This window comes from Algibacter sp. L1A34 (assembly GCF_009796805.1).
Taxonomy (GTDB): Bacteria; Bacteroidota; Bacteroidia; order Flavobacteriales; family Flavobacteriaceae; genus Algibacter.
In genome coordinates, this window is record NZ_CP047029.1 from 4,126,726 (window position 1) to 4,145,414 (window position 18,689).

At 33.5% G+C, this 18,689-nt stretch carries 11 protein-coding genes and 1 pseudogene; all 12 read right to left on the reverse strand.

Annotation, left to right across the window (positions count from 1 at the left end; genetic code table 11):
* Positions 1–31: 31 nt before the first annotated feature.
* The 12 genes and pseudogenes from GQR97_RS17490 to GQR97_RS17545 all read right to left on the reverse strand — a co-directional run bounded on the left by GQR97_RS17490 (position 32) and on the right by GQR97_RS17545 (position 18,624).
* A complete protein-coding gene (locus GQR97_RS17490; RefSeq protein WP_158850752.1) occupies positions 32–1,093 on the reverse strand; it encodes an alpha-L-fucosidase in 1,062 nt (353 codons plus the stop codon).
* Positions 1,094–1,110: 17 nt separating this feature from the next.
* On the reverse strand, positions 1,111–2,733 hold the full coding sequence (locus tag GQR97_RS17495) for a sulfatase (RefSeq protein WP_233267566.1): 1,623 nt from the start codon (positions 2,731–2,733) through the stop codon (positions 1,111–1,113).
* A 56-nt stretch (positions 2,734–2,789) separates the two neighbouring features.
* Complete coding sequence (locus GQR97_RS17500) at positions 2,790–4,094, reverse strand: sugar MFS transporter (protein ID WP_158850754.1); 1,305 nt, start codon at positions 4,092–4,094, stop codon at positions 2,790–2,792.
* A 366-nt stretch (positions 4,095–4,460) separates the two neighbouring features.
* Positions 4,461–5,642 carry a PNGase F N-terminal domain-containing protein gene (locus GQR97_RS17505; RefSeq protein ID WP_158850756.1) on the reverse strand — a complete coding sequence of 394 codons (1,182 nt, stop codon included), beginning with the start codon at positions 5,640–5,642 and terminating at the stop codon, positions 4,461–4,463.
* Positions 5,639–7,858, reverse strand: a complete 2,220-nt coding sequence (locus GQR97_RS17510; RefSeq protein WP_158850758.1) for a GH92 family glycosyl hydrolase — start codon at positions 7,856–7,858, stop codon at positions 5,639–5,641. Before GQR97_RS17510 ends, GQR97_RS17505 begins: the two co-directional genes overlap by 4 nt.
* Before the next feature lie 135 nt (positions 7,859–7,993).
* Positions 7,994–9,013, reverse strand: coding sequence for a N(4)-(beta-N-acetylglucosaminyl)-L-asparaginase (locus GQR97_RS17515; protein ID WP_158850760.1), 1,020 nt, complete (start codon positions 9,011–9,013; stop codon positions 7,994–7,996).
* Positions 9,014–9,026: 13 nt separating this feature from the next.
* The gene (locus GQR97_RS17520) at positions 9,027–11,273 is read right to left on the reverse strand and encodes a GH92 family glycosyl hydrolase (protein WP_158850762.1); all 2,247 of its coding nucleotides are present in this window, start codon (positions 11,271–11,273) and stop codon (positions 9,027–9,029) included.
* Positions 11,274–11,279: 6 nt separating this feature from the next.
* Positions 11,280–12,395: a family 10 glycosylhydrolase gene (locus GQR97_RS17525; protein ID WP_158850764.1), complete on the reverse strand. Its 1,116-nt coding sequence runs from the start codon at positions 12,393–12,395 to the stop codon at positions 11,280–11,282.
* A gap of 6 nt (positions 12,396–12,401) precedes the next feature.
* Positions 12,402–13,472 carry a carbohydrate-binding family 9-like protein gene (locus tag GQR97_RS17530; RefSeq protein ID WP_158850766.1) on the reverse strand — a complete coding sequence of 357 codons (1,071 nt, stop codon included), beginning with the start codon at positions 13,470–13,472 and terminating at the stop codon, positions 12,402–12,404.
* A gap of 10 nt (positions 13,473–13,482) precedes the next feature.
* Positions 13,483–14,448, reverse strand: a complete 966-nt coding sequence (locus tag GQR97_RS17535; RefSeq protein ID WP_158850768.1) for a glycoside hydrolase family 130 protein — start codon at positions 14,446–14,448, stop codon at positions 13,483–13,485.
* Between the two features lie 17 nt (positions 14,449–14,465).
* Positions 14,466–16,370 carry a sodium:solute symporter family protein gene (locus GQR97_RS17540; RefSeq protein WP_158850770.1) on the reverse strand — a complete coding sequence of 635 codons (1,905 nt, stop codon included), beginning with the start codon at positions 16,368–16,370 and terminating at the stop codon, positions 14,466–14,468.
* Positions 16,370–18,624, reverse strand: a pseudogene (locus GQR97_RS17545) (GH92 family glycosyl hydrolase). The gene GQR97_RS17540 and the pseudogene GQR97_RS17545 overlap by 1 nt, the downstream one beginning before the upstream one ends.
* Between the last annotated feature and the right edge of the window lie 65 nt (positions 18,625–18,689).

Sequence of the window (18,689 nt, forward strand, 5' to 3'; positions counted from 1 at the left end):
TTGCTTATTGCTAAATACCGAGGTATATGTATTACTTCGCTTCCTTTTTTAATATTTCACCTACCTGCTTTAAAATCTTTACAGACTTTTGCGGTACCTCTCCATTAATATTAGGACCAATATTTAGTAACAAATTGCCTCCTTTGCCATTAATATCTTTTAATTTTGTATATACTATTTCTGGAGTTTTCCAATCGGTATCTTTAATTTTATATCCCCAAGAATCATTTAAAGTATAACAAGCTTCCCAATAATAATCCACTTTATCTTCTAAATGAAACTGCTCTGGTGTTCCAAAATCTTTTTTAAATATTTTTCTTTTAGCAACTCTGTTATTTATGATAATACTAGGTTTTAATTCTCTAATGTATTGGTACAAATCTTTACCATCTTCTAGAGTCCACCAGTCTACCCAATCCGCATCGAACCAAATAATTTCACTGTCGTACTTTTCGATAAGCTCTTTAATTTGGTTTTTCATGTAATTAACATATTCGGCTTTTCTGCCTTCTTTCATGCTAATTTGTCCCCAATTATGCTTTTTAGTTTTTTCGTTAATTGTTACAACCTGACTTGGGTGATGCCAATCGATAATGCTATAATATGTTCCGAAATGAAGACCTTCTTTTTTACAGGCATCAGATAATTCTTTTATAAAATCACGCCCTTTCATTGGAGATGATGCGATGTCAAAATCGGTGTATTCAGAATCCCATAAACAAAAACCTTCGTGATGTTTGGTTGTTATTACCAAATATTTCATGCCTGCTTTTTTCGCTAATTTCACTATTTTTTTCGCGTTGAAATCTTTGGGATCCCATGTGTTTATTAATTTAGCGTATTCATCTGTAGGAATATCCTGATTACTTTGTATCCATTCAGCATATCGCCCTTCTTCATTGCCTTTGTATATCCCTCCTAATTGACTGTAAAGCCCAAAATGAATAAACATCCCATATTTTGCATCATTAAACCATTGCATTCTTTTTTTAAAGTTAGTCTCTGGTTCTTCTATGTAATTTACATCTTGCTGAGCAATTGTTGGAGTAATCATTAATAAGAACAGTAATAGAGTTATATATCTATCTTTCATAGGGGTTACTGCTTTTATTAGTGTATATTTTTAGCGCTTAAATAGCGTTGTAAATTTTCTTCATTCAAAGCATCGCTATCACCATACTTTGTTCTCATTTTCTCAAGTTGCTTGTGCATATCTTCCTTTACAGAAGCATATTCAGTGTCTTCATAAACATTATGCATTTCTGTTGGGTCTTTTTCTAAATCATACAGTTCCCATTTATCAATATCATAATAAAAATGAATCAACTTATAACGATCTGTTCTTACTCCATAATGACGCTTTACTTTGTGTTCCGCAGGATACTCATAGAATGTGTAATAAATAGCATCTCGCCATTCACTAGCTTCACCATTTACTAATTGTCTCAACGATTCTCCTTGTATGCTTTTATCAATATCTACACCTGCGTAATCTAAAAATGTTGGAGCAAAATCAATATTTTGTACTAACTCATCAATTACTGTTCCCGCTTTTATTTCTTTCGGGTATTTCATTAAAATAGGTGTTCTAAAAGACTCTTCATACATAAAGCGTTTATCGAACCAACCGTGTTCTCCTAGATAAAATCCTTGATCTGATGTGTAAACAACAATTGTATTTTCTTCTAAACCGTTCTCTTTTAAATAATCCAAAACTTGACCAACACCGTCATCCACAGATTGTATTGTTCTTAGGTAATCGTGCATGTATCGGTTATATTTCCAAACAGCTAAATCTTTCCCTTCAAGGTTTTTAGATTTAAAATCAGCAATAATAGGGTCGTAATAAGCATCCCAAGCGACTTTTTGCTCATTGGTCATTCTATCGTACCTCTTTTGAAACATACTTCTATATTTCGTTTTAAGCTCGCCTTCCTTATCAAGCATTTTTAAATCGTAAACCAAATCCATGTCTTTATAGATACTCATTTCTTGTCCAGCTGCTGCAGGTCTGTCTTCATAATCATCAAAGAAATTTGCAGGCGGATCGAATGTTATACTATCCATTAAAGTCAAGTACTTTTCTTCTGGCATCCATGTTCTATGCGGTGCTTTTTGATGATACATTAACAAAAATGGCTTGTCTTTTTCGCGCTTAGTATCTAACCAATCTAAAGCGATATCTGTAGTTACATGGGTAATGTAACCTGGATATGTTTTCTTAACACCATTCTCGATAAAATCTGGCGAGTAGTATTGCCCTTGACCAGGAAGTACATTGGAATAATCGAAGCCTTGTGGTAAACCATCTAAATGAATTTTGCCTACTAAGGCTGTTTCATATCCGTTTTTTTGCAATGCTTTAGCGAAGTTATCTTGATCCCAATTAAAAGGGCGAATATTATCCACCTTACCATTTTTAAAACTATGTTTACCCGTAAGGATTGCTGCTCTACTTGGTGCGCAAATTGAATTATTTACAAAACCTTTATTAAAAATAGCACCTTCTTTAGCAATTCTATCAATATTCGGCGTGTTATTTAATCCATGACCGTAAGCGCTAATAGCTTGGTAGGCATGGTCATCACTCATTATAAAAACAATATTTGGTTTTTGAGAAGTTTCTACTTTTGATTTAACCTCTTTTTTACAACTAAAACATAACATGAAAACTGATAAAATAACCAAGTATGAATTACTAAATTTGTTGGATTTTAGAATTTGTTTTGCCATTTTTATGAATTGAATTATTAAAACTTTAATGGTTTTATATTATATAATATCTGTTTTTATTTTTTTCCAATTTTATGCCCCCAAACAGCAAAGAACAAAATAAGTATATAACAAGGAATCAATATCCAATAACTGCTTGTTGCCGCACTTGAAGTTGCTTGTACTTGGTCTATACCACTTAATATGAGTTCGTTTTTATTAGCATCTACAATTCTTCCGTATAGTGGTGGAATAATTGCACCACCTGAAATTGCCATAATTAATAGGGCAGAAGCGGTTTTTGTAAATTTCCCTAAACCTTCCAATGTTAAAGGCCAAATAGCTGGCCAAACTAAGGCATTTGCGATACCTAAAGCGGCTACAAACAGAATAGAAGTGAAACCTGTAGTGAATAAAATACATAAACTAAATACAATACCAAGTATTGCACTTGCTATTAAAGCTGTTTTTTGTTTAACGTATTTTGGAATTAAAAACACACCTAATGCATAAGTTGCTACCATGGCCATAAGGGTGTATGTTGTAAAATACTTAGCTTCTTCTCCTGTAAAGCCTAATGAGATTCCGTAAGATATAATAGTATCTCCAGCAATTACTTCTGCGCCTACATATACAAATAAGGCTAAAACACCTAACCATAAATGTGGGAATTGAAAGATACTAGTTTTAGTGCTTTTACCTTCTATTGTATCCTCTGAGTCTTCTGCTTCAACATCTGGTAATGGAGCCATTCTAATTAAAACACCCAATACAAAAAGAACGATAGCCATAATTAAATAAGGCATAAATACGCTATCGGCCATAGTATCTAAAAGTACATTTTTCTCTTCTAAAGAAACACTTCCTAATTTATCCTTAACTTCATCTATACCCGATAGTAATAATGCACCAAAAATCAAAGATCCTAAAGCTCCTGCAGTTTTGTTTGCTATTCCCATAATAGCAATACGTTTAGCTCCACTTTCCATTGGGCCTAAAATTGTGATGTATGGGTTGGCAGCTGTTTGTAAAAGCGTCATACCAACACCTTGAATAAAAATACCTGTCAAAAACACCCAATAAGTTCTAGCTTCGGCTGCAGGTATAAAAAGTAAAGCACCTATACCCATAATGATTAAGCCTAAAGACATACCTTTTTTATAACCTATCTTATTTAATATATAAGATGCTGGCAATGCCATTAAAACGAAAGAGATGTAAGATGCAGAAGCGACTAAATAAGATTGCGCATCTGTTAATTCGTTTATGGTTTTCATGAAAGGAATTAACGCCCCGTTGATCCAGGTAACGAATCCAAAAATGAAAAACAAACTCGCTATAATAACGATTGGAACTAGATTACTTTTTTTTGGTGATTGCATATTTTTTTTGATTTTTATTATTAAATCTGAATAAATAAAAAAAATACAAAAAATCTAATGGTTGGTTCCCATTCTAATTCTTTAGTCGATTAATTGTTTTTTTGAATTTTGCAGATAGTTTTAATTGTTGACTAAATTAGATGTTATAATGTATTGAAACAAATACTAAGTTAGTAGAAAACTATTTTATTCTTTTAAGAAAAGGGAGGACTTTATGAGGATCCTCCCTTAGACTTAAAATAAAACAAAACTAAACTTCAAATAAACTTACCCTAAAGTAAGTGACATAAAAGATTATTAGAAAATTAGTTCGACGAATAACAGGTTTGAAAAGGTGTTGGTTAAAAAGAATTTAATTCAACAAAATTATTTGTCGTAGGTTATATAAGCAGACACTAACCAATGGTTAGATTTATCTTTTCCGGCTGCTGTAGCGGGTATTGTAATAGTTAAAGATTGCTCGCCAGATTCTAGGTCACCTAGTTCTGCAACAAAAGGTTCTACCTTAGAACCAGGACACCAATTTGACCTTGAAAGGTCTGAGGAAGCTAAGCGCTCTTCAATTTCCTTAATCTTATATGTTTTTGTTTTTCTATCTCTGTAATAAGTAGAGTCTTTACGTAACCAAACTCCAGAAGTTGGGTTAAAACGTCTAAAAGATGCGCAATCGTCTCTCCACGGAATGGTCTCTATTATCGTTTTACCGTTAACTAAAACGGTGTTTTTTATTTTAATGAACTCATCACCACCGCTATGTCCGCCGTGCCCTGTGGTAATATAATGCAGTTTAGCGTTTTTAATGTTTTTATCTAAAACGAAAGTATGCTCTAAAGATCGGTTAGCAAAAAAATCTGGTAAAGCCTGTCCTTTTACATAGTTTACCGCGTTCACTAAAGGTAATACTTCACGTTGTTGTTTTGGTCTGCCAGAATAGATAAGGCTTAAATCTACTTTATATCCAACTTTACTCCATGCATCAATCCAAACACCTACATAGAAAGTATCGCTAACAATACTTTCAAGCTCTGATATGTCTTGATTCCAAACCACTTCTTTTTCCCAATTTGGTACATAAACAGGTTTTCTATGTTTAACCTTATCGTTACTATAATGTCCAACACCAAAAGGCGTCATAAACCTTAATAATTCAACAACAGGTTTATAATTTTTGGTTGCTTTAACTCCTCCATGTTTTTCATTAACATAGGAATCCTTAGGGAATTCCGCTTTACCCTCTGCTATATTTAAAAATGAAATATCATCTGGATTTGTAATTACAAAGCAAGAACCCGATTTGTCCCATTTATCACCATTAGAACGTAGCGATAATTTAATATTAACATCGGTTCCTTTTTTAAATTTTGGAACGGTAACTTTCTTTAAAATAACTCGACCACCTTGCAGTCTAATAATTTCAGGGTCATCAACCGTTGTCTTTCCATAATTTATTATTTGATCTTTAAATATTACTTTTTCTATTTTGTTTTGCGAAAAAGAAATTGAAACACTTATTAGAAGAATGAATAAAACTATTGACCTGACTTTCATTTTAAATTGATTTTTAATTTAGAACCTTTTATTAAATCTGAATGGTTTATAAAGTAGCTTTTATGCGTTTTACCATCGAGTTGAATATTATTTATAACACCATTCTTAATCCCTTCTTTTTCAATAACCAAGGTTTCCCCTTTATAGTAATTAGAATCTAATGTAATAGTGATTTTATCGAAAACAGGTGTAGATATCGTGTAAATAGGCTCTCCTGGAGATACTGGGTAAATCCCCATCATGCTATAAATTAACCAGGCAGACATAGTACCTGTATCATCATTACCAGGAAGGCCAGCGGGTTTGTTTTGGAAATATTTTTCCATTAATTCATTTACCATTTTCTGAGTACGCCATTCTTCACCTCTAACATAATTAAACAAGTATGGATAAGCAATATCTGGCTCGTTAGCCATATCGAATTGGTTTGTGCTAAATACTTTTTGAAGCTGATTACTAAATGCTTTTTGTCCGCCCATTAATTTCATTAATCCTTTTATATCATGCGAAACCATAAACGCATATTGCCAAGCATTTCCTTCTATAAAACCAATATTTTTAGTGAAATTTGCTCCAGCTAAAGGGTCGAAAGGTTCATACCAAGAACCATCTGCATTTCGCGGACGTAAAAGTTTTAGGTTCTTATCAAATAAAGATCGGTAAGAAATAGAACGTTTAGAGAACCGTTTATAATCTTCTTTTTTACCCAATGATTTTGCTAGTAATGCTATAGAAAAATCTGTAGCATTATATTCTTGAGTTGTAGATACAGAACCAATTTGTTGGCTTGTTAAATAACCTTTTTCTATATAAGGTTTAATACCAGGGCGCAACGGATTATTTTCTAAAGCATCGGCACTTTTCACCATCGCTTCGTATGCTTTTTCAACATCAAAATCGGTGATGCCTTTTAAGTAGGTATCGGTTAGAATTATACCTGCAGGATCACCAACCATTGTTGTGGTTTCAGTAGCATTTAGTTCCCATTTTGGAAGCCAACCACTTTCGTCATAAATATCAAGCATACTTTTAACCATATCCGATTGTTGCTTCGGATACACCAAAGACATCAACGCATGCAGGTTTCTATACGTATCCCAAAAAGAAAACACAGTAAAACGAGTATTCTCAGTTTTTAATGTTTCTCGAGTTGACATTTTTGGATATTCACCATTAAAATCGTTAAGAATATTAGGATGAATTAAGGTGTGATATAATGCTGTATAAAATATGGTTTTATCATCTAGAGTACCGCCTTCGACTTTAATTTTAGATAGCTGCTTTTCCCAATTAGACTCACTTTGTTTCTGTAAATCTTCAAAAGTAAATTCTTGCGTTTCCTTTTCTAAATTATCTCTGGCATTCTCTATACTTACGTACGATACGCCTATTTTCACTTCTACTTGTGTGGGTTTATCAAAATTGTAACTAAAATAACTTCCAATACTATCACCTAAAACTTCCTTACGGTAGCCTTCCATTATTCTTGGTTTCCCATTATAAGGCATCCATTCTGCTTCGGCTCCTTTATATTTACGCGGTGTTTTCCAAACGCCAAAAGATTCTGCAGGTTTACTAAATTTTGCAACAAAATAAACAGGATAAGCTTCCTCTGGTTTATAATAACAAAACGATCCTACAGTTCTAATACCTTCAACTTCTGTTGGTGATACAATTTTAATGGCCGCGCCTTCTTCATTGGTTAACCCTAATCCAAGATTCAATAATATATTCGATTTACCTTTAGGAAATGTATATCTAGAGATACCTGTTCTAGTGGTAGCCGTTGTTTCTACTTTAATTTTATACCTAGTTAAAACATTAGAATAGTAACCAGCTTTGGCTATTTCGTTTGTATATGCACTCCCGTATTTTAAATAATTTGTTTCTAGTTCACCAGTAGTTGGCATCAATAAAATAACACCCAAATCTGGACAACCCACTCCACTTAAATTAACATGAGAATATCCTGTTAAAAATGTGTTCTCATTTACGTAGGGATTAGACAACCATCTGCTATCTTTTTCTAAAGTGTTTTGTTTTCCCGCAACATTAAAAGGCGATACACTTACCATACCTCTTGGCGCAATAGCTCCAGGATTTGTAGCACCAAAATTTGATGTTCCTATAAACGGATTAACAAATTTTGTAAACTCTTGTGCTTCTAAAATAAAAACATTGATTAAAATCGATATTATAAGAAGTTTGTTTTTCATAAGAAATTAATGTTATCAGTATTTTTGGATAAGTTTACTTTTAAATATCTTCTTGATTCCGAATTACCAAAAATAAAAAAACCTCTCAATTCCATTTCATCATTGGAAGTAAAAGGTCTTTTAATTTCTATGTATTTAATCTTTCCAAGTCATCTTAAAGTCTGGCTTTTCCATTCTATTCCCATTCTCACCATCACAAATGGCAAAATTAAAACCACCACGTAAACTATAACCACCGTATTCACCTTGCTTATTTACCGCAATAAAACCAACCTGAAGATAAGGCATGTCTTTATGGTTTTTGTGCTTATTGTAAATACGCTCTACAATAATTTTACAAGCTTCGTTTGGCGATTTTCCTTGGCGCATTAATTCTACAACCATAGCGCTCCCTGCTGTTCTAATTACAGCTTCTCCCAAACCTGTAGCTGCTGCTCCACCAACCTCATTATCTAAAAACAAACCTGCACCAATTATGGGAGAATCGCCAACGCGACCATGCATTTTCCATGCTGCGCCACTCGTTGTACAACCTCCAGATAAATTACCATCGGCATCAATAATTAGCATACTTATGGTATCGTGATTTTCTATATTTATTACGGGTTGGTATTTAGATTTCTCTAACCAGTTTTTCCAAGCTTTTTCAGATTCGGCCGTCAATAAATTTTCCTTTTTAAAACCTTGAGCTAATGCAAAATCTTGAGCGCCTTTACCGGTAAGCATAACATGCGGTGTTTCTTCTAGAACTTTTCTAGCCACCGAAATAGGATGTTTTATGTCTTGCAAAAAAGATACCGATCCACAATCGCTATTTTGATCCATAATACAAGCATCTAGCGTTACTTTGCCTTCTCTATCAGGAAGACCTCCATAACCAACGCTTCTTACTTTTGGATCTGCTTCAGATATTTTTAAACCTGTTTCAATCGCAGAGATTCCAGAATTACCTATTTTCAAAGCATTCCAAGCAGCTTCATTTGCTGCCAAACCATGGTTCCAAGTAGAAATTATTACTGGTTTTTTAACCGGCTTTAATGGTATTGTTTTATTTGCTGAAATAGCTTCGGCTGCTTGAGCCCCACAAGCACTAAATGCGCTAAGAGCAACAGAACCTAATGCTGCCTTTTTTATAAATTTTCTTCTACTTGACATAAAATGATAATCGTTAATTAAACACTTTTGATGATGGAGCCATTAGGAATTGATTGTCCTTATTTGGCTCACTTCCCATAACAAAAACTAAGTTACCACCTTCCATAATATTTTTGTGAGTAATATAACTTTGATTTATGGATTTCCCGTTAAGTGTTATAGATTGAATATATTTATTAGTCTCACTATTATTGTTAGCCGAAACTGTAAATGTGTTTCCATTCTCTAAATGAATTGTCGCCTTATCAAATAATGGCGATCCAAAACTATAAACACCTTGAGCTGGGTTTACTGGATAAAAACCTAAACTACTAAAGATGTACCAGGATGACATTTGTCCGCAATCTTCATTTCCACAATGTCCGTTAGGTGCATTTTTATACTGTGTTTGTAAAATTTCTCTAACTTTTTCTTGTGTTTTCCATGGCTTGCCAATGTAGTTGTATAAATACCCAACATGGTGGCTTGGTTCGTTTCCGTGTGCATATTGGCCAATCATTCCTGTGCTAAATATAGGTAGTTTATCTTCAGCTAAAGGATAATAAGAAAACATAGAATCTAATTTTTTCTCAAAAGCTTTTTCTCTTCCTATGGTATCAATTAATGTTTCTATATCCTGTGGCACCGACCAAACGTATTGCCAAGCATTACTTTCGCAAAAATAAGGTGTGTATTCCTTTGGAATAAAATGTTCAATAAATTTACCGTTTTTATATTTTGGTCGCATAAATGTACTAGAAGAATCGTATATATTTTTCCAGTAATTAGCACGTTCAGAAAAATATTTATAATCCTCATCTTTTCCTAAATCTTTAGCAAATTGAGCAATACACCAATCATCATAAGCATATTCTAATGTTTTTGATACCGACCAATTTTCATGATCTTCATCAATAGGAACAAAACCATATTTCATGTAATCATCAATTTGCCGTGTATTATCCATGGCGCTTTTTTTACAAGCTTCAAAAGCTAATTCGACATTAAAATCTTCGATCCCTTTAAAATAAGCATCTACAATTACGGGAACGGCGTGATAACCAATCATCATATTAGTTTCATTACCTTGCATAGACCAAACGGGCAATAACCCTGTTTCATTATAATGTGCTAATAAAGAATTCACCATACTAGATACACGTTTTGGGTGTAAAATAGTATGTAAAGGATGTGCTGCGCGATAGGTATCCCACAAAGAAAAAGTATCATATCTATCGTAACCTTTAGCGTTCATTATGGTATCATTCGCACCTTTATAGTCGCCATTTAAATCACTTAATAAAGTAGGAGCTAACATAGATTGGTACAACATAGTATAGAAAATAGTTTTCTTTTCCACATCGTCCGTTTCAATCTTTATTTTCTGTAATTGGTTATTCCAAATACTATCGGCTTTGCTTTTATATGTTTCAAAATTAAAATCTGGTGCTTCTGTCGAAATCGATTTGTAAGCACCATCAATACTACCTGTTGATAATCCTGTTTTTAAAACTATCTTCTCGTTTTCCGAAGTACTAAAATCAAGAATAAGTTTTGTATTCACACCTTTTACAGGAGAAATAACTTTTTCATCATTACTTAATAAAGTGTAAGATTTAAATGGTTTTGAAAGATTGATAACAAAATACAAACGCTGATCTCTAGCCCAACCTTTGGACATTCTATAGCCTTCAATAGTTGTATCATCAACGATATTAAAGTATGTTTCTGTTGGCTTATCCCAATTTAAAGAATAACCTAAATCAATATGAATTTGTGATAAGCTATCCTTTGGAAATGTATATTGGTGAATACCTGTTCGCCTTGTTGCCGTAACCTCAGCTTTTATACCAAAATCGGATAACATCACGCTATAATAACCTGGTGAAGCCGTTTCTTCTTCATGCGAAAAACTAGAAAATGGTTTAAAATTATTGTCTTTTATTTTTTCTGAGAATCGACTATTGGTTGGCATTACAAGAATATCGTACATATCTCCCGCTCCTGTTCCGCTAAGGTGCGTATGCGAAAAACCAGAAATTATAGAATCTTGATAAAAATAACCCGAAATTCTATCCCAACCAGGAATACCATGATCTGGACTTAATTGCACCATACCAAAAGGAACCGTAGCACCAGGATATGTATTACCTGGCCCATCGGTTCCTATAAATGTATTTACAAAAGAAGTTAGTGCTATTGGTTTTGTTTCGTCTTGTTTTTCTTTTTTGCAGGCATAAAAACAAGCAATTAATAAAACTAAATAAACACTTTTGTTCATGATAATTTATTCTTTTGAATTTTTAATAATTTCGAATTGTTCTTCCGTCATACTGTAATCATCGAAAAACGCAACACCCGCAGCACCGTTATCTTTAGCTAATTGAATAGCGTCTTTTAAATCGGCATTACTTAATTTTGGCGTATACAAACCTGTGTGTAATTCTGTTGGTCTGCCTTCTAAATCTTCAACACCTTGTTTCGTAGCATAACCAATCCAATCTAATTCTTCATTATAGAAGTTATAATAAATCATAGGTAAAACCATATCTACATTCCATTTATCCCAACGTTGGCGCACCATATGGTCTGCCATTTCAGGGTAAGGAAATACGGCTGCACTTAATTTTTTATTGTGATTGTGTACAATAGTATACGCTTCGTTTACTAAAGATTTTATTTCGTTTAAACGGAAATTTTTCCACTCAATATCTATTGCAGGATTTTTCATTTTCCTTGGATCTTTATGATGAAGTGCTATAAACTTCTCGACACTAGCATCAGAATAATCGAAATCGTAATCCGCCATTTCATCTTCTTGTTCTAAATTATATTTAGGAAGTAAACCAATTGGTAAATACACATCTGGATAACGTATATAATCTAAATGGACACTGGCAACACCTTCAACTTCAGCCAAACCTTCAACTAAACTTAAAATGTGTTTTCTAGCATCTGGATGACTTGGTGATAACCATTGATAATAACCAACATAAGGTCTATCTTCTTTAACAAAACAAGACTTTCCGCTTCTGCTTACCATATACCATTCTGGATGTTGTTGAGCTATAGAATCTCCAGGTCTATTGGTTGTAAACATCCAAGCATGAACCTCTAAACCCTCTTTTGTTGCTATAGGTGTTAACCTTTTTAAAAGTTTTGGATCGGCACCTGTGTTTAATAAAACAGCATCGAAACCATTATTTTTTAATTTTTTGAAATGTGCTGTATATGCAGAATCAGATTTTTTATTTCCTACACTCATCCAGCTCCAATATTTGAATTTTGCTGGAGCTTCAACAGTTGCGGTTTTAGTTTCGCTTGCCGTTGCAGTTTTTGCTGTTTTGTCGCAAGATACTACACTTAATAGTAGGCTTAAAAATGCTATTTTTAATACGTTCATGAGTTATTATTTTGATATAAATTTTCCATCTTCTGTAACGGTGAGTACCTTATTAGTGAACGGGCTTTTAACTGAAATATTCCATCCGGTACTGTGCATTTCTAAAGTTGGTGTTATTAATTTTTCGTCTATTTTTATTTCTGAAGTCGTTAATTCTTCTATTGAAGTAAAATAGGTTTGATTTTTTTTGAAATGTGCGGTTTGTACGCGATACATTTTATACAATTCCCTTTTTAGTTTATCATCTTGAGGAATGGTAAAAGTATTTTCTGTTTTTGGTGTTTCCGAAGAAAATAAAACATAAGCCCATTTTTCGGGTTCGTGCATGTTTATAACACCCATTGGCGACCAAACCCAGTTGTATTCGTGCAACAATTTGCCGTTAGCATCTTTTTTTCTTTCGTATTTACCATCGGTAATTTGATGATCCCAATTGACTCTAGAAAAATTGACACGCCAAAATTGATCGGTAGGTACGTTTTTATGAAAGTAACCTGTTTTATAAGCTGCCCAAGGAATAGCAACTTCTAGAACCCAACCTTTGTCGACATCGTTTGGGTTATTGAGTGTACCATTAACTTTTACAGCCGATTTTAATCCGGTAATATTCCAGTCGTTCAATACTACATTGCTGTTTCTGTAAGGTTTGCTTACAAATAAATCCCATGCGGTGTTTAATGCGTTTATTTCAAGTTCATAGTAATTATGTGTATCTCCTGTTGGATCTACAAAAATTTCAAAATCATTATTATGAAAAATAATTGCATCGCGTTTAGTAATATCTCCCCAAACATGTGGCTCTTCCATTTTGGCTAACACATAAAAATAGGTGTCGTCCCACAGCATTTTAACTTCCGTTTTATACTTGGGATGTTTTTTGCCTTCAATATCAATAAAAGGATTAGTCCAAGATACTTTACTCCAAGCTACATCATGATCTTCACCATCTATAATAATTTTTTCTGAAGTTTTATAAGCGGTATATGTTTGTGGAATAATATCTGCTTTTTCCTGTGCACAGCTAATAGCCGATATGCTACATAATAGTACCCATAAAAATTTCACCTTAACCTGCATGCATTTTATTTTATAAACTATTATTTTTTGTAAACTCTATAACCTCGCTAAGTTTACCAAACGCTAAAGCTACAACAGTATCTGCTGCACCATAATAAACGGCTAATTTATCTTCTTGAACATCATGTAAAGCAGCACATGGGAATACCACGTTTGGCACATCTCCAATTTGCTCGTAAGGTTCTGCTGGACCTAATAAATAAGGTTGTGTTCTATATTTAACTTTATCGGGTTCGTTTTCATCTAAAAGCGCAGAGCCCATAGCATATCTAAATCCATTACACGTATTGATAACACCATGATATAGCATTAACCAACCTTCATCTGTTAGAATGGGTATTGGTCCTGCTCCAATTTTTGTGCATTGCCAAGCGCTATCCTCAAAGTTAGACGCCTTCATAACACAACGATGTTCTCCCCAATATTTCATATCTGGACTATAACTTATATAAATATCACCAAAAGGAGTATGACCATTATCACTTGGCCTGCTTAACATAGCATATTTACCGTTTATTTTCTTCGGAAACAAAACACCATTTCTGTTGAAAGGTAAAAAAGCATTTTCACATTGAAAAAACTCTTTAAAATCGAAAGTATATCCAATACCAATTGTTGGACCATTATACCCATTACACCAGGTAATCCAATAACGATCTTCTATAAAAACAACACGAGGGTCGTACTTATAATCAGAATCTATCATTTCGGTATTTCCAGCCTGCATTTTAATAGGCTCATGTTCTATATCCCAATTGATACCATCTTTACTAAAACCTGCAAAAATATTCATTTGTACGGCTTTATTATCACAACGAAAAACACCAGCAAAGCCATCTTCAAATGGAACTACTGCACTGTTAAAAATACTATTAGACGACGGGATAGCATATCTATCTATAATAGGGTTTTCGCTATAGCGCCACATAACATCGTTACTGTTACTTGGTTTATCTTGCCAAGGTATTTGCTTCATTCTTATTAATTTTTGAATTAATTTTCTATAGAAATCGAATCGTCCGTATCTGGAAGTTTTCGAACTTTATCTAACCATGTGAATTTTAGAATAACCGTAGTTATTACAAAAACAGACAATGCTATTAATGTTTTAGGATAATCCCTAATCATAAAATAAATAGGCAATAAAACCATACTAGATTGCCAAACAATACCAACAACGCAATTTAACATATCTGCTGTAAAATCGCTGTTTTTGGTTACGGTGTTATCATCTTTTTTAAGTTCATTTAAAACGGGTTTCCACCATCCCCATGGACGAACATTAAAATAAAATGCTTTTAATGTTTTCATATTAGTAGCTGGTGTTAAAAATGTTCCTAAAAACGAACCTAATAAAGATACTGCAAATATGATTGGAAAAATATAAATAACAGGAATATGAGCGCAATAATATAACCAAGAACCAACCTCAAAATTAGCTTTATTCATATCTAACAAAAACTGTAATGTTGCTATAATTAACCCAGAAGTCATCCCCCAAAAATAACCCCAACCGTTAAAACGCCACCAAATCCATTTTAAGAAATTCGATGCCACGTAACCACCATAAAGTGCACTTGTTATCCAAAGTGTTATTGCATTGATAGACTCTGCGAAAAACCCCATAATAACACCGAAAATCACAATAACAAACGATGTAATATGACTCGCTTTTATGTAATGAGACTCTTCCGCTTCTGGCTTATAGTATTTTTTATAAATATCGTTTACAACATAAGCTGGCCCAGAATTAACAAATGCTGAAAAGGTAGACATAAACGCTGCTAAAAGCCCTGCAAGTAATAACCCTTTGATACCAACAGGCACATGATTATTAATTACGTTAGGTAAAATAATTTCCAAATCGTTTAGACTTAACGTTGGAGATACTGCCATAGATGGTGCTAAATGCACTAAAGCTAAAACAACGATACCACCAATAAGTAAGTAGCGCGGTATAAATAAAATAAGATTTGTAAAACCACTCATGTAAGCTGCTTCTTTTACCGACCTAGTCGACAAAATACGTTGCATATCATAACTTGGTGTTGGCCCAGCAATACTTGCAAAAAAGCCCTTAAACAAACACATACCAATAAAAGCACCAAACATTTTATAGCCTTGCGTATCTACCAAATCATTAAAGGCTGTAAGTTTACCCGACCACGATCCTTCAATAGTATTTCCGAAAAATATGGTACTCCATTCTGTTGAAATGATATTGTTAATTTCTGCATCGCTAACCGAAATAAATGCATAAACAGCTATTAAAATCCCAGAGAGTACCATAATACCATATTGTAAAACTTCTGTTGCTACAACCGAAAACATACCACCTTTTATGGTATAAATAGTGGTTAAAAATATTATGATTAAAGCATAATTCTGACTAGATGTTAGCAAAACAGCTTCGTTTATTATTAAAGAAATATCCCAAGGTAGAATAACAGACATAAATTTACCTACACCTTCAAAGAAATATGCTATGAAACCTACCGATGCTACAATAGCAAAAATGGCAACGATTAAGTGTGAAGCTCGCCCTGCTCTATCATCTCCAAAACGTGTTAAAATCCACTCGGACCCTGTCATGATATTAGAACGCCTTATCCAAACGGCAAGAAACACCATGATAAAAATTTGGTTCCAAATAGGCCACATCCACATAAACATAAAACTCTTTGCTCCGTAAAGAAATAGTAAACCAACCATCCAAGCAGTTCCAGAAACATCAAACATCCCAGATCCATTACTTAAACCTAAATAATACCATTTTATACTTTTTCCTCCTAAGAAATAAGAACTCAATCCTTTTGATGCACGTTTAGATATCCAGATACCAACTCCAAGCGTTAATAGGATGTAGAGTACAATTATTATAACATCTATACTATGCATTATTTATTGCTGTTTTTGTTAATTCCCCATGTTTTGTTTGGTCTATTCCCCATTACGAAATGAAGTGTACCACCTTGCCATATAGTTTTGTGAGAAATTGACGATTGGCTAAATAATTCGCCGTTTAATGTTGCTGACTGTATGTAAATATTTTTATCAGAAACGTTTTCTGCTTCAATAGTAAATGTTTTATTATCTAAAACAGTAAGTGTTGCTTTATCAAAAATAGGGCTTCCAATTTCGTATTCGGTAGATGCAGGGTTCATGGGATATAGACCTATGGAACTTAAAGCATACCACGCACTCATTTGCCCACAATCTTCATTACCACTCAATCCATTTGGTGTTGTATTGTATTGCGTATCCATAATATAGCGCGACCAGTATTGCGTTCGCCAAGGTTTATCAGCATGATTAAACATGTAAGCGATATGATGACTAGGTTCGTTACCATGCGCATATTGACCTATTAAACCTGAAATATCTGCAGATGTGTTACTACCAGTAATTTCTGAACTTTCTGTAAATAATTGCTCTAATCGGTCTGTAAAAATATCGTTGCTGCCGTGTAGTTCTATAAAATTATCAACATTATGAGGCACAAACCAACTGTGCTGCCATGCGTTACCTTCGGTATAATCTGTATGTTCTCTATGGTTAGAATATTTTGGATCGAAAGGTGTGTGCCAAGATTTTCCATCTTCAGCTTTACCTCTCATAAAACCTGTTTCAGAATCAAATAAATATTTATAAGCGTTAGAACGTTCTAAAAAATAATTATAGTCCTCAGTTTTACCTAATGCTTGTGCCATTTGCGCAACACACCAATCATCGTAAGCATACTCTAATGTTATGGTTACAGATTCATCCAGTAAATTATAAGGGATATATCCAAATTCTTTGTAAAACTTCAAACCTCTTGCATCTTGCATCATTGTTGTTTTCATAGCCTCGTAAGCCTTTTCAGCATCGAAACCTTTAATACCTTTTAAATAAGCTTCAACAATTACAGGTATAGAATGGTAACCCGTCATGGTATTGGTTTCGTTAGCATAAAGCGTCCAAACTGGAAGAATCTTTTTTGTTTCATAATACGCCAACATCGTATTCGTAATATCCGAAACTTTATCTGGCGCAATTAATGTTAACAATGGATGTTCTGCCCTAAACGTATCCCAGAGAGAGAGGGTGGAATACGCTGTATAATCTAAGGCAGTTTCAATACTATCATTCTCTTTTCTAAATTGTCCATTTTTATCGCTATATGTAACCGGAGCCAATTGCGCATGGTACATAGCGGTATAAAAAATAGTCTTTAAAGAATCAATTGAGGTTTCTACTTTTATTTTCGATAAGGCTTCTTCCCAAGTATTTTCGGCAGTTGCTTTTATGGCTTCAAAATTAAAACCTTCAGTATCTAAATTACCTTTTGCATTTTCTACACTCACCGATGAAAGTGAAACTTTTACAAGTAATTCATTAGTTTCTCCTGCTTCGAAAAACAATTGTGTTGCTGTTTTCACTCCTTCTGTAATACTTTTTTGCACGGTATTATTATCGGTAACTAAATTATACTTTGCAATAGGTTTAGAAAATTTAGCAACAAAAAACACTTTTTGATTTTTTGCCCAACCTGTACTAAAGCGATACCCACTTATAGTATAATTGTCATCAATATTTATAGATGAGCTCGTTGCTTTATCCCAATTAATACCAAAACCTAAATCTACTACTACAGATTGTGTGTCGGCTTCTTTAAATGTATATTTATGATAGGCGGTTCTTAACGCTGTAGTTAACTCTACATTTATATTGTGATCTTCAAGAAAACTTGATAATATCCTGGAGTTGCAGTTTCATTTTTATGACTGTAAGTTGATTTATAACTCAAAGAGTCACGGCTTTTAGGTGTTTTAGATATATCGACTTCTTTATTTATAGGCATAAATAAAATATCTGCTAAATCGCCAATACCTGTTCCGCTTAAGCTTAAATGACTAAATCCTATAGCAATAGAATCTGAATAATGATAACCAGAACACCAATCCCAACTACTTATACCATTTACAGGACTTACTTGTAACATTCCAAAAGGAACGGTTGCACCAGGGTAAGTATGTCCATGACCTCCAGCACCTATAAAAGGATTTACATGTTTGATAGCAAAATCATTAATAGAAGTCTTTTTTTCTGTTTTTTTATTGCAACTTGTAATAAAAACAATTGACAAAAAGAATAGTGTAATGTTTTTCATAAAATGATTTAAACGGTTTAATACATTAAATTTTCATAAATTTAGCGAATATTGAAAGTAATTTA

Coding starts and splice junctions, on each gene's coding strand:
- GQR97_RS17540 (WP_158850770.1), bottom strand. CDS start 16,370: ATGCATAGTATAGATGTTATAATAATTGTACTCTACATCCTATTAACG.
- GQR97_RS17525 (WP_158850764.1), bottom strand. CDS start 12,395: ATGAACGTATTAAAAATAGCATTTTTAAGCCTACTATTAAGTGTAGTA.
- GQR97_RS17535 (WP_158850768.1), bottom strand. CDS start 14,448: ATGAAGCAAATACCTTGGCAAGATAAACCAAGTAACAGTAACGATGTT.
- GQR97_RS17505 (WP_158850756.1), bottom strand. CDS start 5,642: ATGAAAGTCAGGTCAATAGTTTTATTCATTCTTCTAATAAGTGTTTCA.
- GQR97_RS17500 (WP_158850754.1), bottom strand. CDS start 4,094: ATGCAATCACCAAAAAAAAGTAATCTAGTTCCAATCGTTATTATAGCG.
- GQR97_RS17510 (WP_158850758.1), bottom strand. CDS start 7,858: ATGAAAAACAAACTTCTTATAATATCGATTTTAATCAATGTTTTTATT.
- GQR97_RS17520 (WP_158850762.1), bottom strand. CDS start 11,273: ATGAACAAAAGTGTTTATTTAGTTTTATTAATTGCTTGTTTTTATGCC.
- GQR97_RS17530 (WP_158850766.1), bottom strand. CDS start 13,472: ATGCAGGTTAAGGTGAAATTTTTATGGGTACTATTATGTAGCATATCG.
- GQR97_RS17495 (WP_233267566.1), bottom strand. CDS start 2,733: ATGGCAAAACAAATTCTAAAATCCAACAAATTTAGTAATTCATACTTG.
- GQR97_RS17490 (WP_158850752.1), bottom strand. CDS start 1,093: ATGAAAGATAGATATATAACTCTATTACTGTTCTTATTAATGATTACT.
- GQR97_RS17515 (WP_158850760.1), bottom strand. CDS start 9,013: ATGTCAAGTAGAAGAAAATTTATAAAAAAGGCAGCATTAGGTTCTGTT.